The sequence below is a fragment of the Mesorhizobium sp. M0626 genome, assembly GCF_040320665.1.
GTDB lineage: Bacteria > Pseudomonadota > Alphaproteobacteria > Rhizobiales > Rhizobiaceae > Mesorhizobium.
This window is the reverse complement of sequence record NZ_JAMYQD010000003.1, coordinates 164,631-184,914: the sequence shown is the minus strand read 5'-3', so window position 1 is coordinate 184,914 and position 20,284 is coordinate 164,631. Positions and strand designations below refer to the sequence as shown.

The 20,284-nt window shown below is 63.5% G+C and carries 20 protein-coding genes; 14 read left to right on the top strand and 6 right to left on the bottom strand.

Annotated elements, in window-relative coordinates; all coding sequences use genetic code 11:
* The first annotated feature begins 14 nt into the window (after nucleotides 1-14).
* The 3 genes from NKI37_RS04695 (at nucleotide 15) to NKI37_RS04685 (ending at nucleotide 4,451) form a co-directional block, all read left to right on the top strand.
* On the top strand, nucleotides 15-1,319 hold the full coding sequence (locus NKI37_RS04695; protein WP_023744273.1) for a DUF6638 family protein: 1,305 nt from the start codon (nucleotides 15-17) through the stop codon (nucleotides 1,317-1,319).
* A gap of 16 nt (nucleotides 1,320-1,335) precedes the next feature.
* Entirely contained in the window at nucleotides 1,336-2,460 is a 1,125-nt protein-coding gene (locus NKI37_RS04690) for a DUF2333 family protein (protein WP_352789630.1), read from the top strand.
* Between the two features lie 311 nt (nucleotides 2,461-2,771).
* A complete protein-coding gene (locus tag NKI37_RS04685) occupies nucleotides 2,772-4,451 on the top strand; it encodes a formate--tetrahydrofolate ligase (RefSeq protein WP_023686166.1) in 1,680 nt (559 codons plus the stop codon).
* A gap of 74 nt (nucleotides 4,452-4,525) precedes the next feature.
* Here the strand turns inward: NKI37_RS04685 and NKI37_RS04680 are convergent, their stop codons facing one another.
* Nucleotides 4,526-5,164, bottom strand: a complete 639-nt coding sequence (locus tag NKI37_RS04680) for an isochorismatase family protein (RefSeq protein WP_023748141.1) — start codon at nucleotides 5,162-5,164, stop codon at nucleotides 4,526-4,528.
* Between the two features lie 127 nt (nucleotides 5,165-5,291).
* Here NKI37_RS04680 and NKI37_RS04675 point away from each other — a divergent pair, with 127 nt between their 5' ends.
* Nucleotides 5,292-6,287, top strand: a complete 996-nt coding sequence (locus NKI37_RS04675; protein ID WP_023669983.1) for a GlxA family transcriptional regulator — start codon at nucleotides 5,292-5,294, stop codon at nucleotides 6,285-6,287.
* A gap of 15 nt (nucleotides 6,288-6,302) precedes the next feature.
* Here the strand turns inward: NKI37_RS04675 and NKI37_RS04670 are convergent, their stop codons facing one another.
* Complete coding sequence (locus NKI37_RS04670) at nucleotides 6,303-6,860, bottom strand: sugar O-acetyltransferase (RefSeq protein ID WP_352789633.1); 558 nt, start codon at nucleotides 6,858-6,860, stop codon at nucleotides 6,303-6,305.
* A 154-nt stretch (nucleotides 6,861-7,014) separates the two neighbouring features.
* On the opposite strand from NKI37_RS04670, the gene NKI37_RS04665 reads away from it, so the two are divergent.
* From NKI37_RS04665 to NKI37_RS04650, 4 genes are all read left to right on the top strand, one after another.
* Nucleotides 7,015-7,476 (top strand): membrane protein, encoded by a 462-nt coding sequence (locus NKI37_RS04665; protein WP_023686170.1) that lies wholly within the window; start codon nucleotides 7,015-7,017, stop codon nucleotides 7,474-7,476.
* On the top strand, nucleotides 7,473-8,864 hold the full coding sequence (locus NKI37_RS04660; protein WP_023686171.1) for an FAD-containing oxidoreductase: 1,392 nt from the start codon (nucleotides 7,473-7,475) through the stop codon (nucleotides 8,862-8,864). The genes NKI37_RS04665 and NKI37_RS04660 overlap by 4 nt, the downstream gene beginning before the upstream one ends.
* 115 nt (nucleotides 8,865-8,979) lie before the next feature.
* Entirely contained in the window at nucleotides 8,980-10,158 is a 1,179-nt protein-coding gene (locus NKI37_RS04655) for an MFS transporter (protein WP_023683655.1), read from the top strand.
* 91 nt (nucleotides 10,159-10,249) lie between these two features.
* The gene (locus NKI37_RS04650; RefSeq protein ID WP_352789636.1) at nucleotides 10,250-11,305 is read left to right on the top strand and encodes a succinylglutamate desuccinylase/aspartoacylase family protein; all 1,056 of its coding nucleotides are present in this window, start codon (nucleotides 10,250-10,252) and stop codon (nucleotides 11,303-11,305) included.
* Nucleotide 11,306: 1 nt separating this feature from the next.
* On the opposite strand, the gene NKI37_RS04645 is transcribed toward NKI37_RS04650, so the two are convergent.
* On the bottom strand, nucleotides 11,307-12,077 hold the full coding sequence (locus NKI37_RS04645; RefSeq protein WP_023683653.1) for an isocitrate lyase/PEP mutase family protein: 771 nt from the start codon (nucleotides 12,075-12,077) through the stop codon (nucleotides 11,307-11,309).
* 321 nt (nucleotides 12,078-12,398) lie between these two features.
* On the opposite strand from NKI37_RS04645, the gene NKI37_RS04640 reads away from it, so the two are divergent.
* Entirely contained in the window at nucleotides 12,399-14,588 is a 2,190-nt protein-coding gene (locus NKI37_RS04640; RefSeq protein WP_023683652.1) for an anthranilate synthase, read from the top strand.
* A 5-nt stretch (nucleotides 14,589-14,593) separates the two neighbouring features.
* Nucleotides 14,594-15,541, top strand: coding sequence for a cation diffusion facilitator family transporter (locus NKI37_RS04635; protein ID WP_352789639.1), 948 nt, complete (start codon nucleotides 14,594-14,596; stop codon nucleotides 15,539-15,541).
* A gap of 6 nt (nucleotides 15,542-15,547) precedes the next feature.
* Here NKI37_RS04635 and NKI37_RS04630 read toward each other — a convergent pair whose 3' ends face one another.
* The 3 genes from NKI37_RS04630 to NKI37_RS04620 all read right to left on the bottom strand — a co-directional run bounded on the left by NKI37_RS04630 (nucleotide 15,548) and on the right by NKI37_RS04620 (nucleotide 17,330).
* The gene (locus NKI37_RS04630) at nucleotides 15,548-15,934 is read right to left on the bottom strand and encodes a type II toxin-antitoxin system VapC family toxin (RefSeq protein ID WP_023711114.1); all 387 of its coding nucleotides are present in this window, start codon (nucleotides 15,932-15,934) and stop codon (nucleotides 15,548-15,550) included.
* A complete protein-coding gene (locus tag NKI37_RS04625; RefSeq protein WP_023724992.1) occupies nucleotides 15,931-16,176 on the bottom strand; it encodes an antitoxin in 246 nt (81 codons plus the stop codon). The genes NKI37_RS04630 and NKI37_RS04625 overlap by 4 nt, the downstream gene beginning before the upstream one ends.
* A 65-nt stretch (nucleotides 16,177-16,241) precedes the next feature.
* Nucleotides 16,242-17,330 (bottom strand): hypothetical protein, encoded by a 1,089-nt coding sequence (locus tag NKI37_RS04620; protein ID WP_023817394.1) that lies wholly within the window; start codon nucleotides 17,328-17,330, stop codon nucleotides 16,242-16,244.
* A 100-nt stretch (nucleotides 17,331-17,430) separates the two neighbouring features.
* On the opposite strand from NKI37_RS04620, the gene NKI37_RS04615 reads away from it, so the two are divergent.
* The 4 genes from NKI37_RS04615 (at nucleotide 17,431) to NKI37_RS04600 (ending at nucleotide 20,269) form a co-directional block, all read left to right on the top strand.
* Nucleotides 17,431-17,859 (top strand): DsrE family protein, encoded by a 429-nt coding sequence (locus tag NKI37_RS04615; protein WP_023686179.1) that lies wholly within the window; start codon nucleotides 17,431-17,433, stop codon nucleotides 17,857-17,859.
* 73 nt (nucleotides 17,860-17,932) lie between these two features.
* Entirely contained in the window at nucleotides 17,933-18,712 is a 780-nt protein-coding gene (locus NKI37_RS04610; RefSeq protein WP_023686180.1) for an SDR family NAD(P)-dependent oxidoreductase, read from the top strand.
* Nucleotides 18,713-18,791: 79 nt separating this feature from the next.
* Nucleotides 18,792-19,100, top strand: coding sequence for a putative quinol monooxygenase (locus NKI37_RS04605; protein WP_023691624.1), 309 nt, complete (start codon nucleotides 18,792-18,794; stop codon nucleotides 19,098-19,100).
* 80 nt (nucleotides 19,101-19,180) lie between these two features.
* Complete coding sequence (locus NKI37_RS04600; RefSeq protein ID WP_352789644.1) at nucleotides 19,181-20,269, top strand: AbrB family transcriptional regulator; 1,089 nt, start codon at nucleotides 19,181-19,183, stop codon at nucleotides 20,267-20,269.
* Nucleotides 20,270-20,284: the final 15 nt, after the last annotated feature.

The following is a 20,284-nucleotide window of genomic DNA, read 5'->3' as shown; positions in this document are numbered from 1 at the left end:
TCGGAACGTTCTGCATGAGCCACGCCAAAAAGCCCGACCTTCTCCGCGACAATGAGCTGATCTACGGCCGCTTGCTCACCGTCGACGAGCCGCACCTCATCCAGCGTTACAACAAGGCGCTTGTCGCCTTCGGCCTCAAACCGACCAAGCTGAAGAGCTTCCAGATCGACCGCACCGGCTTCTCGCCCGAAGTGGCCGAGGAATGCGGCGACTACGACTATCTCGATCCCAACGAGGTCAACCGCCGCTTCATCATCCTGACGCCGTCGCAGATCGATCTGCCGGTGGTGCACACCGCCTTTTCCAACACCTCGCAGCTGATGTTCGAGTTCATGTCCAAGAACCAGCGCGCCATCGATGCGCTGACCATCAAGGATGTCATCTACGGGGAGATCGAGGATTCCGTTCCCCTGGTCAACGACATCGAGGATCTGCTGTCGATCAGCCAGGTCGAGTTCAGGGTGCTTTCGGCCGAGGACGTGCTGGGCAAGGCCGCCGAACTCGGCAAGCTGGTCGACCGGCTGAAGCAGGAGCCCGATGCCTGGCGCGACAACACCATGCTGAGCCGTATGGTGGAACTGGCGAAGGTGTGCGGCGATATCCGTGAGAATGCGCTGGTGCCCGACCAGGTGATCTTCCGCCACAACGCCTACTGGACCAGCCATTTCGGCGGCGTCTACGTCTTCGTCGATCCTGATATGACTACCGTCATCGGCGACCCGGCCGCCCCCGGCTTTCGCCGTTCGCGGCCCTGGCAGGTCAGCTATCTTTCGATCAACGATGCCGACAAGGTGTTCAAGTTCCTGGCCAGCACCGGCCGCATCGAACTGCCGCGCGCGTCATGGGTCGAAAGCTCGGGCTATCTCGAGCATCGCGCCGAGATGGTGGTGCGCTCTCTCATCCGCGACACAGAGCCGAACCGCAATTTGACCGAGGTCGACAAGGTCTGGCTGCAGACCTGGATCCATGGCCATGCCGATCTGATCACCAAGGACGGCAATTTCCCCTTTCTCAACGCCGCCAAGCGTGAGATCGCCCAGCTCGGCCATCTCAAGATCGAGGATGTGTTTCCGCAACAGCGCTTCCTGGTCGTGCGTGGCAAGCCCGACCATCCCGACGCCTGGCTGACCAACCAGCTGATCTCGGATTTCGTGCCGCAGGACTTCGTCTCGCGTTACGTCTTCAACAAGCCGGGCTTCTACAAGGACTATGACGGCTACAGCGACGCCTGGCGGTCGCATGTTGTGGACGTTCTGAAAACCACATATTTGAAAGACAAAGTGGCGTTTCGCACGCGCCTTTACGGCCTGACTGACTGAGGGGTGAACGAGAGCCATGCTTGATCCGATCGTGAATTTCTTCACCCGTATCTTCCAATGGATCGGCCGCGGCATCGGCCTCGTCATCGGCGCGATCCTGTGGCCGTTCCTCTGGGCTGGGCGCTGGTATACGCAGCGCGGCTGGATCCTGAAGGCTGTGGTCGGCCTCGCGCTTCTGGTGTTGATCGGCCTCTACGCCAATTTCTTCTACGCCACCCAGTGGTGGAACAAGTTCGATCCCGACTACGTCGACAAATACACCTTCGAGAACCGCAACATTTCCGCCGGCGAACAGGTCGCCGCCGGCGCCGGCACCGACACCGCCAAGACCTGCGGCAATTCGGGCATCGCCCAGGTGGCGGCCGACCTGACGGACTTCAACGTCAACCAGAATGCCTGGATCTCGTCGATGATCCTCTACAAACTCGGCCTGTTCGGCATCGACTGGGACAACACGCCGTTCATGGACAACAAGGCCTCGTTCCAGCGCGGCATCAACCAGGCGGTGCGGCGCACCGCCACCGAGCTTGCCGACAATCTCGGCCGTGTCCGCACCACATCGCAGATCGACGGCGACCTGCAGGATGCGCGCGGCAATCTGCAGTTCGACGAGGAGACCTGGTATTTCGGCCTCAACCCGTTCGGCCCCAAGACGCCGACGCCGAGCTATTATCGCGATGCCGTCACCAAGCTGCGCTCCTTCAACGCCCGCCTCGGCAGCTGCCAGGCGACGTTCGATGCCCGCGCCGACAATCTGAAGCAGTATATCGACCGCATCTCCTCCGACATCGGTTCGACCTCGGCGATCCTCAAGGAGCGCGCCGAAAACCATAACAATGGCTGGTTCGACTTCCGCGCCGACGACCGCTTCTGGTTCGCCTATGGCCAGCTCTATGCCTATTACGGCCTGATGAAGGGCGCCCAGGCCGACTTCGAGGACGTCATCAAGGAAAAGCATCTCGGCAATCTGTGGGACACAATGGATGCGCAATTCGTCTCGGCGCTGCGCATCCAGCCCTTCATAATCGCCAATGGCCGTGAGGATGGCTGGATCATGCCGACGCACCTGACGACGATGGGTTTCTACGTGCTTCGCGTGCGCTCCAACATGGTCGAGATCAGCAACGTCCTGACTCAGTAGCGTTCACTGCTTCCCGGTGAGCGATGGCGAATTTGCGCCGTCGCCTCTGTCGCATTCCGTGCATTGGGCGGCTGTTTTGAGACGGCGGAACGTCGCGTCCTCTGGCTTCTATACGGCGCGGCAAAGGAGCCAGGAAGAACCGGCGACAGGTCGGCCGGCCGCGGAGACACTTTCTTCATAGGAAACATAGTTGCATGCAAGTTGACGCCACGGGAGCGACAGGGTTAGAACATGCCCGCGCCCGGGTTCAACATGCCTGCGAGTGAGATCAAACCCGTCCCCTCCACCGTCCAATCCGAAGGAAAGCCGTCATGGCCGAAGTGAAGTCCGACATCGAGATCGCGCGCGGCGCCAAGAAAAAGCAAATCCAGGAGATCGGCGCCAAGATCGGCATCCCGACCGAGCACCTTTTGCCCTACGGCCACGACAAGGCGAAGATTTCGGCCGAATTCATCAAATCGGTGAAGGGCAACAAGGACGGCAAGCTGATCCTCGTCACCGCCATCAACCCGACGCCGGCCGGCGAAGGCAAGACGACCACCACCGTCGGCCTTGGTGACGGTCTGAACCGCATCGGCAAGAAGGCGATCGTCTGCATCCGCGAGGCTTCGCTCGGCCCGAATTTCGGCGTCAAGGGCGGTGCTGCCGGCGGTGGCTACGCGCAGGTCGTGCCGATGGAGGACATGAACCTCCACTTCACCGGCGACTTCCACGCCATCACCACGGCGCACAACCTTCTGTCGGCGCTGATCGACAACCACATCTACTGGGGCAATGAGCTCGGCATCGACACCCGCCGCGTCGCCTGGCGCCGCGTCATGGACATGAACGACCGGGCGCTGCGCGAAATCATCTGCTCGCTCGGCGGCGTCGCCAACGGCTATCCGCGCGAGGCCGGCTTCGACATCACCGTCGCCTCGGAAGTCATGGCTATCCTGTGCCTTTCCACCGACCTCAAGGATCTGGAAAAGCGCCTTGGCGACATCATCGTCGCCTACCGCCGCGACAAGACGCCGGTCTATGCCCGCGACCTCAAGGCCGACGGCGCCATGGCGGTGCTGCTGAAGGACGCCATGCAGCCAAACCTGGTGCAGACGCTGGAAAACAACCCGGCCTTCGTCCATGGCGGTCCGTTCGCCAACATCGCCCATGGCTGCAACTCGGTCGTCGCCACCACGACGGCGCTGAAGCTCGCCGACTACGTCGTCACCGAAGCCGGCTTCGGCGCCGACCTCGGTGCTGAAAAATTCTTCGACATCAAGTGCCGCAAGGCGGGTTTGAAGCCGGCGGCTGCCGTCATCGTCGCCACGGTGCGCGCCATGAAGATGAATGGCGGCGTCAAGAAGGAAGACCTCGGCAAGGAAAACATCGAGGCAGTCAAGAAGGGCTGCCTCAATCTGGGCCGCCACATCGAGAATGTGAAACAGTTCGGCGTGCCTGCGATCGTGGCGATCAATCATTTCACCACCGATACCGAGGTGGAAATCCAGGCGATGAAGGATTTCGTCGCCTCGCTCGGCGCCGAGGCGATCCTGTGCAAGCATTGGGCCAATGGCTCTGCCGGCATTGAGGAGTTGGCGCGCAAGGTCGTCGAGATCGCCGAATCCGGCGCCTCGCAGTTCGCGCCGCTCTATCCCGACGCAATGCCGCTGTTCGAGAAGATCAACACCATCGTCCAGCGCATCTATCGCGGCGACGAGGCGATCGCCGACAAGTCGGTGCGCGACCAGCTGCATGCCTGGGAGCAGGCCGGCTACGGGCACCTGCCGGTCTGCATGGCCAAGACCCAGTATTCCTTCTCGACCGACCCGAACCTGCGCGGCGCGCCGACCGGGCACACCGTGCCGGTACGCGAGGTCAGGCTTTCGGCGGGCGCCGGCTTCGTCGTCGTCATCTGCGGTGAGGTCATGACCATGCCCGGCCTGCCCAAGGCGCCGTCCTCGGAAAAAATCTTCCTCAACGAGATCGGCCAGATCGAAGGCCTGTTTTGAAAATTTCGAGATCGTTGCGAGATCCAAGAAGGGCGGCCACTGGCCGCCCTTTTGCTTTTCGGGGACAGATTTGCCTATGCAGCGTTGCGCGCCAGCGCGCGCTGGTTGGACGCATAGGGCGTGTCGCGTTCGGGCAAAGCACCGGTCTTCAGGCAATCGATCCATTCGGCGGTCTTGAGCACGGCCGCAAAGCGCGACTGCAGGATGATGGACACCACGCGGTGGATCTCCTCGGCCGAGGCGTAGCCGGCGCTGTTGGCGTAAGGCAGCGAACCGGTGGCGTCGGACAGGAACTCGACCGCAAAGCCGACATGCGCGGCGTGGATGATGCTCGACAGGTCGCAATTATGCGTCATGTAGCCGATCACCGTTATCGTATCGATGGTATTGGCGCGCAGCCACGCCTCGAGGTCGGTGCCGGCAAAGGCGCTAGGCAGTGACTTCTCGACATAGTGGTCGCGGCTTCGCCGGGCGATCTCGGGATGCAGTTCGCCGCCATGGCTGCCCTTGGCGAAGACTGGCGAGGTCTCGGGCGCCATCTGCTTGACGACCACCACCTTCACGCCGGCCGCAGCGGCGGCATCCATAGCGCGCGCGACATTGACGACGCTGTCGCGGAACGGCGGATACTGGATGGCGAGGTTGCCGCCATCATAATCGTTCTGGACATCGATGACGATGAGCGCGCGGCGCGGCGTGATATTGGCGGACATGGTGTTCTCCTTCGGGCTTGAATGGGATAGGTCGAAAATAGGCGGATCGCCCGACTGCCAAAAGTGGCCCGATTGACATCATTCGAAAGAATTAGGACAATTCGCTTTTCGCTTGCTGGAAACACGCATGGCCGACCCGATCATTGCCGTTCTCGCCTTTGACGGCATCAGCCCGTTCCACCTCTCCGTGCCGTGCGTGGTGTTCGGCACCGACCGCACCAAGCTTGGCTTGCCGCGTTTCGACTTTCGCGTCTGCGCGCTCGACGATGGAGCGATCCACACCGATGCCGGGCTGACCATCGCGGTGCCGTATGGCCTTTCCGCATTCGACGATGCCGACATCGTCATCATTCCGAGCTGGAAGGATCTCGAGGCCCCACTTCCGCCGCCGCTCCTGGCAGCGCTCACCCACGCGCACCGGCGCGGTGCGGTGATCGTCGGCCTCTGTCTCGGCACCTTCGCCATTGCCGCCGCCGGGCTGCTTGCGGGCCGGCGTGCGACGACACATTGGGCCTCCACCGACCGGCTGCAAACATTATACCCGGACATCGAAGTCGACGCCGACGTGCTCTATGTCGACGACGGCGACATCGTCACCTCGGCCGGCGTCGCCGCCGGGCTCGATTGCTGCCTGCACATTGTGCGCGCCCGCTATGGCGCAGAGGTAGCGCTGCGGCTGGCCAGGCACATCGTGCTGTCGCCGCACCGGCAGGGTGGGCAAGCGCAGTTCATCGAGCGCCCGCTGGCGAAAACCCCGGCCACCGACCGCTTCACCCTGGCGCTCGACACGGTGCGGGCAACGCTCGGACAAACGCACAACCTCGACCGCGTCGCGGAGGCCGCGGGCCTGACCCGGCGCACTTTCACCCGCCGTTTCCAGAAATCGATCGGCACCAGCTTTGGCGAATGGTTGGCCGGCCAACGCATCGAACTGGCGCAACGGCTGCTGGAGGCGACGGAAAAATCGATGGACATGGTGGCCTTCGAAGCCGGCTTCGGCAGCGCCACCTCGCTGCGCCAGCATTTCGCCGCACGGCTCAAGACGTCACCGGCCCAATACCGGCGTGAATTCTCGCGACGAGCCGGTCCGGACGAGCGCATGGCACGCACGGCTTCATACTGACCGCCCACGACGAGTTCAGCCCCGCTTGACCGCCCGCGCCGGATTGCCGACCACCGTGGTGTTGTCAGGGACGTCGCGCGTCACCACCGCGCCGGCGCCGACTATGGCGCCATCGCCGATGCTGATGCCGCCGAGGATGATGGCGCTGCCGCCGACCCAGGCGTCATCGCCGATGGTGACCGGCCTGGCAATCTCCAGTCCCGACTGACGGCCAGCGGCCTCCTTGTGGTGCTCGGCGCAGTAGATCTGCACATTGGGGCCGAGAAGCGTCCGCCTGCCGATACGCACCGGCGCGGTATCGAGGATGGTGCAGCCGGCATTGAGGAAGGCGCCGTCGCCGAGATGGATGTTGAAACCGTAGGCGCAGTGGAACGGCGCCTCGATGCGGGAGCCTGCGCCCGCGCTGCCGAGCAGCGCCAATAGCGCCGGGCCGATATTGCCGCGTTGCTGGGGCCGTAGCGTATTATGCTCGAACACCGCATCGCGCGCGATCGCCCGCAGCGCCTCCAGTTCGTCGTCGATGCAGGTGTACCATTCGCCTGCAATCATCCTTGTGCGTTCGCTTCCGGCCATCACAGCGACTCCGTCCCTTCGTCATGTTCGACTGGTTACCAAAGTACAATGCTCGCTGATGGAAGAAGCACCATCGCCTACTCTCGTCAAACGTAGGACCTATGCTAGCTTGCCCTCGTGGGCCAGTCCCGGGCCTGCTTTCGAGGGGATCGACATGCTCTATTTGCTTGCACTTCTGATCGGCGTCATTGCCGGTCTTCGCGCCATGACCGCGCCGGGCGCGATCGCCTGGGGCGCCTATCTCGGCTGGCTGCCGGTGGCCGGCACCTGGGCAAGTTTCATGGGCCATTGGGCCGCCGTCGGTATCTTCACCATCCTCGCCATCGTCGAACTGGTCACCGACCAGCTGCCCTCGACGCCGAGCCGCAAGGTTCCGCAGCAATTCGGCGCCCGCATCCTGCTTGGCGCCTTCAGCGGCGCGGTGATCGGCGCCACTGCCGGTTCCACCATTGGCGGCCTGATTGCCGGCGCCATCGGTGCTGTCATCGGCACCTATGGCGGCGGCGAAGCGCGCGGCCGGTTGGCCGCCGCCTTCGGCAAGGATTTGCCTGCCGCCCTCATCGAGGACGCGGTGGCGATCATCGGCGGCCTGCTGATCGTGGCGGCGGTGGTATGACTGCCCAAGCCTCAGACGCCAAGACATACGACGCCATCATCATCGGCGCCGGACAGGCCGGCCCTCCTCTCGCCGGCCGGCTGACGTCAGCCGGCATGAGCGTGGCGCTGATCGAGCGCAAGCTGGTCGGCGGCACCTGCGTCAACACCGGCTGCATGCCGACCAAGACCATGGTCGCCAGCGCCTATGCCGCGCATCTGGCGCGGCGTGCCGCGGACTACGGCGTGACGTTCTCAGGCCCTGTCGGCGTGGACTACAAGAGGATCAAGGCGCGCAAGGACAAGGTCACAAACGACTCCCGCAGCAATCTGGAGACGTGGATCGCCGGCATGAAGGGCTGCACGCTTTATCGCGGCCACGCCCGCTTCGAATCCGCCAACACCGTGCGTGTCGGCGGCGACCTTCTGACCGCCGAAAAGATCTTCCTCAACACCGGCGGCCGCGCCTCGGTGCCCGACCTGCCGGGCGTCAACGACGTCGACTACCTCACCAACTCCTCGATGATGGATCTCGATGTTTTGCCGCGCCATCTTATCGTCGTCGGCGGCAGCTACATCTCTCTTGAATTCGCGCAGATGTTTCGCCGCTTCGGCTCTGAAATCACCGTCATCGAGAAGAGTTCGCGCCTGACCGGCCGCGAGGACGAGGACGTGTCGGCGGCCGTCCTATCGATCCTCGAAAACGAAGCCATAGAAGTCCATGTCGGCGCCGACGACATCCGCTTTGCCAGACAGGGCAAGGAGATCGCCGTGACCTTCTCATCCGGCAAGCCGCCGGCGGTCGGCTCGCATGTGCTTCTGGCACTCGGCCGCACCCCCAACACCGACGATCTCGGCCTCGATAAGGCCGGCGTCGCGGTCGATCTGCGCGGCTTCGTCACCGTCGACGACCAGCTGCGCACCAGCGTGCCCGGCATTTGGGCAATGGGCGACTGCAACGGCAAGGGCGCCTTCACCCACACCTCCTACAACGATTATGAGATCGTTGCCGCCAATCTGCTCGACGACGATCCGCGCAAGGTCAGCGACCGCATCGAGGCCTATGCGCTCTACATCGATCCGCCGCTCGGCCGCTGCGGCATGACCGAGGCGGCGGTGAAGAAATCCGGGCGCAAGGCGCTGGTCGGCCAGCGGCCAATGACCCGCGTCGGCCGCGCCATCGAAAAGGGCGAGACGCAAGGTTTCATGAAGATCCTGGTCGATGCCGACACCAGGCAAATCCTCGGCTGCTCCGTGCTCGGCCCCGGCGGCGACGAGGCGGTGCACTGCGTGCTCGACCTGATGTACGCCAAGGCGCCGGTCGATACGCTGGCGCGCGCCGTGCATATCCACCCCAACGTCTCGGAGCTGTTGCCAACCATCGCCCAGGAGCTAAAGCCGCTCGCCTGACATAACCCCGCGTCAAGCTCAGCGCTTTCTGCATTGGTGCGTTGCAGCAATGTGCATTGCGCGCGGCAAGGCTTCTCGTTCAGTCTGAATTGAACCGATTCAGTCTGGATTTTCCATGCCTTTGCCGATCCTTGCGCTTGCCATTGCGTCCTTCTGCATCGGCACAACCGAATTCGTCATCATGGGCCTGTTGCCGGAGGTTGCGGCCGATCTCGGCGTGTCGATCCCCTCGGCCGGCCTGCTGGTTACCGGCTATGCGCTGGGCGTCGTCTTCGGCGCACCCATCGTCGCCATGGCCACCGCGCATCTGCCGCGCAAGCCAGTGCTGGTCGCGCTGACGGCGATGTTCGTCGTCGGCAATCTGCTCTGCGCCATTGCGCCCAATTACTGGCTTCTGATGGCCGCGCGCGTCTTCACCGCGTTCGGTCATGGCGCCTTTTTCGGCATTGGTTCCGTCGTTGCCGCCAGCCTGGTGCCGCGCAACAAGCGCGCCAGCGCCATGGCGATGATGTTCGCGGGATTGACGCTCTCCAACATTCTCGGCGTTCCTGCCGGCACCGCGCTTGGCGAAGCCTTCGGCTGGCGCTCCACCTTCTTTGCCGTCGTTGGCATCGGCCTGATCTCTGTTGCGGCCATCGCCTGGCTGGTGCCATCCAATGTCGCCGAACCGAGCGGCGGCGGCCTGCGCAGCGAACTGCGCGTGCTGGGCAAGCTGCAAGTCTGGCTCGCCATGCTGATCGCCTCGCTGGCCTCGGCCAGCCTGTTTGCCGTCTTCACCTACATCAAGCCCTACCTTGCCGATGTCTCCGGCCTGTCGACCTCCGCGGTCACCTGGGTCCTGCTGCTGTTCGGCGCCGGCATGACCATAGGCAACATCATCGGCGGCCGGCTGGCCGACTGGAAATTGATGCCGACGGTGATCGGCACGCTGCTTTTGATGGCGGTTCTGTTTGTCGGCTTCATGCAGTTCGGCGCTATCGCCAGCGTCGCCATCGGCGTCGTCTTCTTGTGGGGACTGCTGATCTTCGTCGTCGTGCCGCCGCTGCAGATCCGCGTCGTCGAAGCGGCTTCGGAAGGGCCGAACCTCGCCGCCACGCTCAACCAGGGCGCATTCAATATCGGCAATGCCAGCGGGGCCTGGATCGGCGGCGTGGCTCTGTCGGCCGGCGTTTCCTATGCTCATTTGCCGCTGGTCGGCGCGGTGCTGGCCCTGCTGGCGGTCAGCGTAGCCGTTGTCTCGCAGGCGCTCGAAGGATCGGCGCCGATAACGACGGTTCCGGCCGCCGCCGAATAATTCCATTGCGCCCATGGCGGCGCGAACTGGACCAATCGACAGCCCTTCGGCAAAAGTGCATGTGTTCTGCCTCTTATCCTGGAGGCATCCCATGCAGAAATCGATCGAACGCATCGCCGGCGACACCGAAGGCGTTTCCTACGAATTCCCGGTGTTCCGCTTCGCCGGCACTGATAAGGCCGCACCCTCGGCCTATCTGCAGGCGGCACTCCACGCCGGCGAACTGCCTGGTGTCGTCGCCATCGACGCCTCGATGCCGGCGCTGAACAAGGCCGAAGCTGAAGGCCGCATCAAGGGCAACATCACGGTCGTGCCCTGGGCCAATCCGATCGGCCGCGCGCAATATCATTTCGGCGAGCACGAGGGCCGCTTTCATCTCGGCACCCGCAACAATTTCAACCGCGGCTTTCCGTTGCTCGCAGCACCGGACGCCAAGCTTTTGCCCGACACCACGCTTGGCACCCCCGACCAGCGATTGAAGACCCGTTTGGTGCAGCTGTCGCTCGGCCACGACATCGTGCTCGACCTGCATTGCGACGACGAGGGCCTGGCCTATCTCTACGTCCACACCAGCCTGTGGCCGGCGATGGCCGATTGCGCCGCCGCCATGGGCATCGACGCGGTGGTGTTGTGGAGCGAGGACACGGACGGCACCTTCGAGGGCGCCACGATCATGCCCTACCAGAACGTCCCCGCCAACGTGGCGAAGCTCGACCGCCGCGTTGCCACCACGGTAGAATACCGTGGCATGCTGGATGTCGACGGCACGCTGGCAAATTCCGATGCCGAAGGCCTCTACCGGCTGCTGGTAGCGCGCGGCGTGATCGCCGATGCCGCCCTTCCCGAACCCGGCCCGTTCAAGGGCCTCGTCGCGCCGCTGGAGAACATCGACATGATGCCGGCGCCCCGGGCCGGCGCCATCCTCTACGACGTCAAGCCCGGCGACCGCGTCGCCAAGGGCGCGCGCCTCGCCACCATCGTCCACACACCGGGCGAGGCCGGCGGCCGCACCGAAGTGCTGGCGCCGCAGGACGGCGTCATCCTGACCCGCCGCTCGCGCCGCATCATCCGCGCCGGCGAGGATCTCTTGAAGCTGGTCGGCGACAAGAAGAGCGCCGACGCGAGGTCAGGCACGCTGGAGGACTGAGCTAACCCGAAATCGCCAGCCGCGCCTTGGCCTCCAGCCATTCGGCCATCTGCCGGTACGGCACCGGGCCGTGGCTGACACGGGCGACACCAAGCTCGGCCAGGCGCTGGCGCGGCGGCACATGCGCCAGCGCGATGATGTTGACCGGCAATGCCGTCGCCTTGCACAGCGCCTCGATCAGACCCTCGTCGCCGAGCCCCGGCGCAAAGAAGCCGCTCGCTCCTGCCTTTTCATAAGCGTGCGCCCGCTCGATGGCCTGGTCGAGCAGCACGCTGTCATGCGCATCCGGCTTGGCCTTGAGGAAAATGTCGGTACGGGCGTTGATAAAGGCGGGAATGCCGGAAGCCTTCACCGCCGCCGCTGCCGCCTCGATGCGCTTCACCTGTATGGCGATGTCGTGCAGACCGGCGCCGCCGACGATCTGGTCCTCGAAATTGAAACCGATGGCGCCGGCCTGCAGGGCACGTGTCACCGTCTGGGCGACAGTCTCCGGCTCGACGCCGTAGCCGCCTTCGAGGTCCATGGTCACCGGCAGGTCGACTGCCGCCACGATGCGCCTGATGTTGTCCAGCGCTAGCTCCAGCGGAATTTTCTCGCCATCGGCATAACCAAAAGCAGCCGCGACCGGCCAGCTTCCGGTGGCGATCGCCTTGGCGCCCGCCTTCTCGACGATCTTGGCCGAGCCCGGATCCCAGGCATTGTAGAGAACGATCGGGTTGCCCCTGACGTGGAGCGCATGGAACCTGCGTGCGCGCTCGATCTGCTCGGTCATTGCTGTCTTCCCGTCTTTCCGATGTTGGACGAACAGTCTAGGCAGGACCCCAAGCCTTGGCGATGTGCCATGGGCTGCGGAAGCGGCGGCCACAAACAGGCCTTTCAAACCTGTTGCGCATCCGGCTTTTCGCCGCTATGGATTTCGCCCATGAACATGCGCTCGATCAAGACCATTTGGTGGTGGGCTCGCTGACAGCGGCCTGTTCGAACGCGTGCGCGTGAAAATAGAGGGTGGCCGCAACGGAATGTCCGGGCGGCCATTTGTTTTTTCAAAGCCAGTCCCGGGTCCGTTGCCCCAACAAGCCATATGGAGACGGCAATGACGATCAAGGCTCTGGAAAACGGCGCGGAAAGCTTCGTGACCGCAGGTGGTGTCACCATCACCCGCGAACGCCACGACAAGCCTTACGCCGGTGCGATCGATGCCTATGTCGATGGCTTGAACTCGCGCCGTGGTGCGGTGTTTTCCTCGAATTACGAATATCCGGGCCGCTACACACGCTGGGATACGGCCATCATCGATCCGCCGCTGGTGATTTCCGCGCGTGGCCGCGCCATGCGCATCGAGGCGCTGAATGGCCGTGGCGAAGTGCTGCTGCCGGTGATCGGCAAGACGCTGGCCGGCGTTGCCGAGGTGACGATTGCTGAAACCTCGAAAAAGCTGATCCGCCTCGATGTCGCCAAGCCCGGCCGCGTCTTCACCGAGGAAGAGCGCAGCCGCGTCCCCTCTGTGTTTACTGTGCTGCGCGCCATCACCGCTTTGTTCAAGACCGATGAAGACGCCAATCTCGGCCTTTACGGCGCCTTCGGTTACGACCTCGCCTTCCAGTTCGATCCAGTCGACTACAAGCTCGAGCGCAAACAGAGCCAGCGCGATCTCGTGCTGTTCCTGCCTGACGAGATCCTGGTCGTCGACCATTATTCGACCAAGGCCTGGACCGACCGCTACGACTATTCCGGCGACGGTTTTTCAACCGAGGGGCTGCCGCGGGACGAAATTGCCGAACCGTTCAAGACCGCCGACCGCATCCCGCCGCGCGGCGACCATGAGCCGGGCGAATATGCCAATCTGGTGCGCAAGGCGATGGACAGTTTCAAGCGCGGCGACCTGTTCGAGGTCGTGCCCGGGCAGATGTTCTACGAACGCTGCGAGACGCAGCCTTCCGAAATCTCGCGCAAGCTGAAGTCGATCAACCCGTCGCCCTATTCCTTCTTCATCAATCTCGGCGAAAACGAGTATCTGATCGGCGCCTCGCCCGAAATGTTCGTGCGCGTCAATGGCCGCCGCGTCGAGACCTGCCCGATATCCGGCACCATCAAGCGCGGCGAGGACGCCATTTCCGATAGCGAGCAAATCCTGAAGCTGCTCAACTCCAAGAAGGATGAATCCGAGCTGACAATGTGCTCGGACGTCGACCGCAACGACAAGTCCAGGGTCTGCGATCCGGGCTCGGTGCGCGTCATCGGCCGCCGCCAGATCGAAATGTATTCGCGCCTGATCCACACCGTCGATCACATCGAAGGGCGCCTGCGCGAAGGCATGGATGCCTTCGACGCCTTCCTGTCGCATGCCTGGGCGGTCACCGTCACCGGCGCGCCGAAACTGTGGGCCATGCGCTTCATCGAGCAGAACGAAAAGAGCCCGCGAGCCTGGTATGGCGGCGCCATCGGCATGGTCAATTTCAACGGCGACATGAACACCGGCCTGACGCTCCGCACCATCCGCATCAAGGACGGCATTGCCGAGGTGCGAGCAGGCGCCACGTTGCTCTTCGACAGCATCCCCGAGGAAGAAGAAGCCGAAACCGAACTGAAGGCATCCGCCATGCTCTCCGCCATTCGCGACGCCAAATTGGGCAATGCCGCAGGCGCCGAACGCACCACCGCGCGCGTCGGCGACGGCGTCAACATCCTGCTCGTCGACCACGAGGACTCCTTTGTCCACACACTGGCCAACTATTTCCGCCAGACCGGTGCCAATGTCTCGACCGTGCGTTCGCCGGTGCCGGAAGAAGTCTTCGAACGGCTGAAGCCCGATCTCGTCGTGCTGTCGCCCGGACCGGGCACGCCGAAGGATTTCGACTGCGCCGCGACCATCAAGAACGCCCGCGCCCGCGACCTGCCGATCTTCGGTGTCTGCCTTGGCCTGCAGGCGCTGGCCGAGGCCTATGGCGGCGAACTCAGGCAGTTGCACGTGCCGATGCACGGCAAGCCGTCGCGCATCCGCGTCTCCAAGCCCGGAATCATCTTCTCCGGCCTGCCCAAGGAAGTGACCGTCGGCCGCTACCACTCGATCTTTGCCGATCCGGTGCGGCTGCCCGACGATTTCATCGTCACCGCCGAGACCGAGGATGGCATCATCATGGCCTTCGAACACCGCAAGGAGCCGATCGCCGCCGTCCAGTTCCATCCGGAATCGATCATGACGCTCGGCCACAATGCCGGCATGCGCATCATCGAAAACATCGTTGCGCATCTGCCGCGCAAGGCCAAGGAAAAGGCCGCTTAGAAACGATGGCGGAGACGGACAACATGGCGGCGATCGCAGCGAAGGCAGCGGCCAGGCAAAGGATCGCCAGCCTTGCCTTCTGGTCGATTGTCATCGCCTGCGTGGTGCTCGCGCTCAAGCTTGCCGCATGGTACGTCACCGGCTCCGTTGCGCTCTATTCGGATGCGCTGGAGTCGATCGTCAACGTCATAGCCTCGGCCGCCGCCTATTGGGCGGTCCTGGTCAGCTACAAGCCGGCCGACCAGGACCATCCGTTCGGCCACCACAAGGCCGAGTATTTTTCGGCGGTGCTGGAAGGCGTGCTGATCGTGCTCGCCGCGCTTTTGATCCTCAACGAGGTCTGGCGCTCCTGGCAGACGCCGACCCCGCTCGAACAACCTTGGGAGGGCCTGGCGATCAACGGTGTCGCCACCGTCATCAACGCCTTCTGGGCCTGGACGCTGATCCGCGCCGGGCGCAGCGCAAAATCACCGGCGCTGGTCGCCGACGGCCGGCACATCATGACCGACGTCGTGACCTCGGTCGGCGTCTTCGGCGGCCTCGTCGGCGCTATCCTGACCGGTTGGCAGATCCTTGATCCGGCGCTTGCCGTCATCGTCGCGCTCAACATCCTGTGGCAGGGCTGGCACGTCATCGGCTCGTCGATGAACGGGCTGATGGACCGCGCAGTGGACACGACCGAACACATGCACATTCGCGACATCATCTCGGCCAATTGCAAGGGCGCGCTGGAGGTTCATGACCTCAAGACCCGCATCGCCGGCCGCGCCACCTTCATCGAGTTCCACCTGGTCGTCGACGCCGACATGACGGTCGGCGCCAGCCACGTCATTTGCGACCGCATCGAGGACGCGCTGAAGGCCGAAATCCCCTCGGTGCGCGTCACCATCCATGTCGAACCGGACGACGAGGCGAAGCTGCCGAAAGGCACGACGGCGGTGCCGTTCGCGTGAGGCGAGTTACCACGTTTCGATAGTGAGATCTTTGATCCGCTCGAATTCCCGGATATTGCGGGTTATCAGCGTGAGGTCCCGAGCACGTGCCTGCCCGCCAATCAGCGCATCGTAGGGACCAATCGGGGTTCCCAGTGCCGCAAGCCCAGCACGAATCTCACCGGCATGTCTCGCGTCGTCTCGGTCGAATTCAAGTACCGGGAACTGCAAGGCGTCGATGCGCGCCAGATTTTGGACCTTTCGCTGGCTCTTTTCAGCGCCGTAGTACAGCTCATGCAAAACGACCGCCGAGAGAGCAAAGTCTTGTGGTGCATGCCGTTTGAGCAAAGCCAGCAGACCCTCGTCGCCCGCGATGACCGCTATGACGGCATTGGTGTCGAGCAGGTAGGTCACTTAAAGAGGTCATCCAAAGCAGGTCGATCCTGACCATCCTGACGCTCCAGCGCTCCCTGGACGAAATCGTCGTCAACCGGTCCGATGACCTGGTCGAGCCATGCCCAATCCTGCGCAAGCGGCTCCAAGATGACAGTTTGCCCATGACGACGGATCGAAACCTCGTCTGCCTCGAACCGAAACTCCTTAGGCAAGCGCACAGCTTGTGACCGGCCTGACCAGAACACCTTTGCCTTGTCCATGTGCTATCCTCAAATGAGATATAGCAAAGATATATACCATGGTAGCGTCATAGACAAGATCGAACTCAACGAGTGCAGGCCGACTGCGGCATAGCCTCCAACCGGTAGACCTTGTCATCGGACTTGGTCTTGCCATCCGCCGAGCACAAATCGACGATCGCCAGGCTGCTATTGGGGTTGGCCAGCATCAGGGTGCCGTTGGCGCCGCGCTTGAGGAAGATTTCCTTTTGCGCGATATCGCAGGAAAAGTTGCTCATCTTCGAACTGGCCGCGCAGCGCCATTGATCCGCTTCACCCTGGCAGGAATAGGTCTGCGTGACCTTCGTCCCGTTCTTCCTGGTGGTCACCGAAACGGCGACATCGGAGCCGTCGGGCCAGTTGGCGACATCGCCTGAGGCAAAGGAGGCGAGTTCGACCGGCCCGCGGAAGACCCGGATCGACTGCGTCACCTGGTCGGGATGCGAGGAGAGATGCGCGGCATCGTAGTCTCGCCCGAAACAGAAAGGCTGGTCCGGCTTCAGTCGCTCGCGCAAGGGAGCCCCAAGCGCCGGATCGATCGGGTCGATCTTGGCGAATTCAGCCTGGCAGGTTGCGGCCGGCATCGGGTCGAGGCGGAAATTATTGTCCTCCGAGCCCAGAGCCTGCCGGTCATATTCGGCTTCGCCCAGTTCGTCTTCCGATCCGGCGTCGAGATAGAGATCGGACGAGACGTCGGTGAGGATCAGGCGGCCTTTGTCATCGAGCTTCAGCGACGCCATGGTGCGGTCGCAGTCCATGCCGCAGCGGATCGGACCTGACTTGCCGTCCTCGGACTCGTGATTGCACCAGCCGCCGGCCCATTGCGGCGCCTTGGCGCCGCGCACCGTGGTGGTGAGAAAACCGTTGTAGGAGGTGTCGGCGTTTGCCATCGGCTCTTCGTTCGGATGGCTCACCGGATCATGGCCATAGAGGAAGAAGATCCGCGCCACCTTCTGCTTTGGATGCGCCTTGAGGTGCGCCGCATCATAGACGCGGCCGAAACACGCATCGGCGCCATTCGGGCTGAGTTCGGGTAATTTAAGCGCATCGCCGGCAAGGGCCGAACTTGCAAGCGCGCCGAGCAGCACGGCGCCAAATCCAGCGCTGGCAACAACCTTCCACTTCCTGAACGCCATGTGACCCCCTCCTCGCATCGACAGGACGTAACGTGAATTTATGCTAGTATCATGGCCGCAGCCACGCAATTTGCGGGGAGCGCCAAGCCGAGAGGATGCCATGCGTCGACGCGACATGTTCCGGGCCAGCCTTGCCGGTGCCGCCGGCCTGTTCGGGCTGAGCCGGGCCGCCGCCGCTGAAGACAGACCGAAGGTCGCCTATCACCTCAGCGACCTCGATAAGGTCAACTTCGTGCTCGGCAACATCAAGAACCACTATGAAGGCACCGGCGGCAATGTCGACATCGTGTTGGTCGTGCATGGTCCGGCCCTCGCCGGCTTCAAGTCGAAAGGCATATCGGCGGCGATCTCGGGACGCTTTGCCGGCCTTGTCCAGCAGGGCCTTGAGCCGCATGCCTGCGGCAACACCATGCAAGGCATGGAGATCACGCTTGCCGACCTGCTCGAGGGCTTCCACGCCGCCGACAAGGGCGGCGTCGTCAAGCTCGCCGAACTGCAGCGCCAGGGCTACGCCTATCTCCGGCCCTGAGCCGCCACGGGCTTGAACGTGAAGGCCATGAGAGCCTACGAAGGGTGGCCAAACAGCCCGAAGGAAAGTGCTCATGACCGCGACCACCCTCGTCATCCCCGATCTTGCCGGCAAGGCGGTGCTGGTCACCGGCGCTTCGACCGGCATCGGTGCCGCCCTTGCACTGGCCTACGCCGCCCAGAAATGCCGGGTCGCCCTGCACTACAATTCGAGCCGGGAGGCCGCAGAAACGCTGGCCAAAAACATCCGCGACAGCGGCGGTGAGGTGTTCCTGACACAGGGCGACTTCTCACAGGCAGCCGATGTCGAGCGGGTAGTCGAGGAGAGCGCCGAAACATTCGGGCGGCTCGACGGGCTGATCAACAATGCCGGCGGCATGCTCGGCCGCGTACCTTATGCGGAGCAGACCGAGGCGCACTACGACGCGGTGATGGACCTCAACGCCCGCTCGGTGCTGACGGCCTCGCGCAAGGCGATGCCATGGCTGAAGAAGCAGGGCGGCTTCATCGTCAACACCTCGTCGATCGCGGCGCGCAATGGCGCTGGCGGCGGCGCCGGGCTGTACGGTTCGGCCAAGGCCTTTGTCTCCAATGTGACGCGCGGCATGGCCAAGGAACTGATCGGCTTCGGCATCCGCGTCAACGCGGTGGCGCCGGGCACCATCGCGACACCCTTCCATGAGCGCTATTCCACCGACGAGCAGATGAAGGGCATGGTCGCCACCATTCCTCAAGGGCGTGCCGGCACGGCCGAAGACTGCGTCGGCGCCTATCTCTTCCTGTCCTCCGATCTCCTGAGTGGTTACATCACCGGCCAGGTGATCGAGGTGAACGGTGGCCAGTTGATGCCGTGAGCCGGCAATTGCATACTGCGTCTCGCAACCATGCATGTCGTGCGCACGTTTGCTGAGGTTGGAAGAAAGGGGAGAGGCAATGTACGGATTGATCGGAAAGATGCGGGCGGCGCGCGGCCAGCGCGACGCGATCATGGATGTGCTGCTCGCCTCGACCGGCGCCATGCCGGGTTGCCTGAGTTATGTCATCGCCCGCGACCCGGCCGATGCCGACGCGATCTGGGTGACCGAAGTGTGGACCGACGCCGCAAGCCACAAGGCTTCGCTGCAGCTGCCGGAGGTCCAGGCAGCGATCGCCAAGGCCCGGCCGATCATCGCCGGCTTCGAATTCCAGGTCGAGACCCATCCGGCCGGCGGTTTCGGCCTGCCCGCCATCAAGAACGAGTGACATCCCAACGCGGGGTCGGGGTCGTGAATTTCGTCCGAGACAGCGTTCGCATTTTTCTCTTCCAGGTCTAAGACCCAAACATGGACTCTTCGCCAGACCAACCGGCCGTCGAACGCATGGCGCGCATGCGTCCGGTTCGGCAGTGGCTGGTGCTGCTGATCGTCTCGCTGCTGTTCGCCGGCGCGCTGGAATACGCCGCACTGCCGGCGGCGCTGCTGATCGGCCCGATGCTGGCGGCGATCCTTGCCGGCACCAATGGCGCCACGGTGCGCGTGCCGCGGCCGCTGTTCGCCGCCGCCCAGGCCTTGGTCGGCTGTCTGGTCGCGGCGTCGATCTCCACCGACATTTTTTCGGTGTTCTACAAGGAATGGCCGCTGGTCCTTGTCGTGGTGCTGGCGACCCTTGCGGCGTCCAGCCTGCTTGGCTGGTTGATCAGCCGCTGGCGCATCCTGCCCGGCACCACCGCGGTCTGGGGCACGTCGCCGGGTGCTGCCACTGCCATGGTGCTGATGGCCGGTGCCTTCGGCGCCGATCAGCGCCTCGTCGCCTTCATGCAGTATCTGCGCGTCATCTTCGTCTCGATGACGGCAGCACTCGTCGCCAAGATGTGGGTCGACACTTCCGGCATCGAGGTACCAGCCATCGTCTGGTTCCCGCCGATCGAACCGGCAGCCTTTGCCGCCACGCTCGGCGTGGCGCTGGTCGGCGGCCTGCTCGGCCGGTTGTGCCGGCTGCCGTCACCCTTCTTCCTCGGCACCTTCATCATCGGCACCATCGTCCATCTCGGCTTCGGCGTGGCGATGCAATTGCCGCCATGGCTGCTGGCGCTCTCCTATGCGATGGTCGGCTGGTCGATAGGGCTGAATTTTACCCGGGCGATCCTGCGTCATGCGACACGGGCGCTGCCGCAGATCGTCGGCTCTATCGTCGTGCTGATCGCCTTTTGCGGCGGGCTAGCCTGGCTGATCAGCCACGTCCTTGGTATCGATCCGCTGACCGCCTATCTCGCGACCAGCCCCGGCGGCATGGACAGCGTCGCCATCATTGCCGCCGCCGCGCAGAACGTCGACATATCCTTCGTCATGGCCTTGCAGTCGACCCGCTTCCTGGTCGTGCTCATCGCCGGGCCGAGCATAGCGCGGCTGGTGGCGAGAGCCGTCAGGGACTGAGATTCAAATATCCAG

Bases quoted from the DNA above. Each gene is read 5' to 3' on its own strand.
- NKI37_RS04695 (WP_023744273.1), top strand. From the start codon at position 15: ATGAGCCACGCCAAAAAGCCCGACCTTCTCCGCGACAATGAGCTGATC.
- NKI37_RS04690 (WP_352789630.1), top strand. From the start codon at position 1,336: ATGCTTGATCCGATCGTGAATTTCTTCACCCGTATCTTCCAATGGATC.
- NKI37_RS04685 (WP_023686166.1), top strand. From the start codon at position 2,772: ATGGCCGAAGTGAAGTCCGACATCGAGATCGCGCGCGGCGCCAAGAAA.
- NKI37_RS04680 (WP_023748141.1), bottom strand. From the start codon at position 5,164: ATGTCCGCCAATATCACGCCGCGCCGCGCGCTCATCGTCATCGATGTC.
- NKI37_RS04675 (WP_023669983.1), top strand. From the start codon at position 5,292: ATGGCCGACCCGATCATTGCCGTTCTCGCCTTTGACGGCATCAGCCCG.
- NKI37_RS04670 (WP_352789633.1), bottom strand. From the start codon at position 6,860: ATGGCCGGAAGCGAACGCACAAGGATGATTGCAGGCGAATGGTACACC.
- NKI37_RS04665 (WP_023686170.1), top strand. From the start codon at position 7,015: ATGCTCTATTTGCTTGCACTTCTGATCGGCGTCATTGCCGGTCTTCGC.
- NKI37_RS04660 (WP_023686171.1), top strand. From the start codon at position 7,473: ATGACTGCCCAAGCCTCAGACGCCAAGACATACGACGCCATCATCATC.
- NKI37_RS04655 (WP_023683655.1), top strand. From the start codon at position 8,980: ATGCCTTTGCCGATCCTTGCGCTTGCCATTGCGTCCTTCTGCATCGGC.
- NKI37_RS04650 (WP_352789636.1), top strand. From the start codon at position 10,250: ATGCAGAAATCGATCGAACGCATCGCCGGCGACACCGAAGGCGTTTCC.
- NKI37_RS04645 (WP_023683653.1), bottom strand. From the start codon at position 12,077: ATGACCGAGCAGATCGAGCGCGCACGCAGGTTCCATGCGCTCCACGTC.
- NKI37_RS04640 (WP_023683652.1), top strand. From the start codon at position 12,399: ATGACGATCAAGGCTCTGGAAAACGGCGCGGAAAGCTTCGTGACCGCA.
- NKI37_RS04635 (WP_352789639.1), top strand. From the start codon at position 14,594: ATGGCGGAGACGGACAACATGGCGGCGATCGCAGCGAAGGCAGCGGCC.
- NKI37_RS04625 (WP_023724992.1), bottom strand. From the start codon at position 16,176: ATGGACAAGGCAAAGGTGTTCTGGTCAGGCCGGTCACAAGCTGTGCGC.
- NKI37_RS04620 (WP_023817394.1), bottom strand. From the start codon at position 17,330: ATGGCGTTCAGGAAGTGGAAGGTTGTTGCCAGCGCTGGATTTGGCGCC.
- NKI37_RS04615 (WP_023686179.1), top strand. From the start codon at position 17,431: ATGCGTCGACGCGACATGTTCCGGGCCAGCCTTGCCGGTGCCGCCGGC.
- NKI37_RS04610 (WP_023686180.1), top strand. From the start codon at position 17,933: ATGACCGCGACCACCCTCGTCATCCCCGATCTTGCCGGCAAGGCGGTG.
- NKI37_RS04605 (WP_023691624.1), top strand. From the start codon at position 18,792: ATGTACGGATTGATCGGAAAGATGCGGGCGGCGCGCGGCCAGCGCGAC.
- NKI37_RS04600 (WP_352789644.1), top strand. From the start codon at position 19,181: ATGGACTCTTCGCCAGACCAACCGGCCGTCGAACGCATGGCGCGCATG.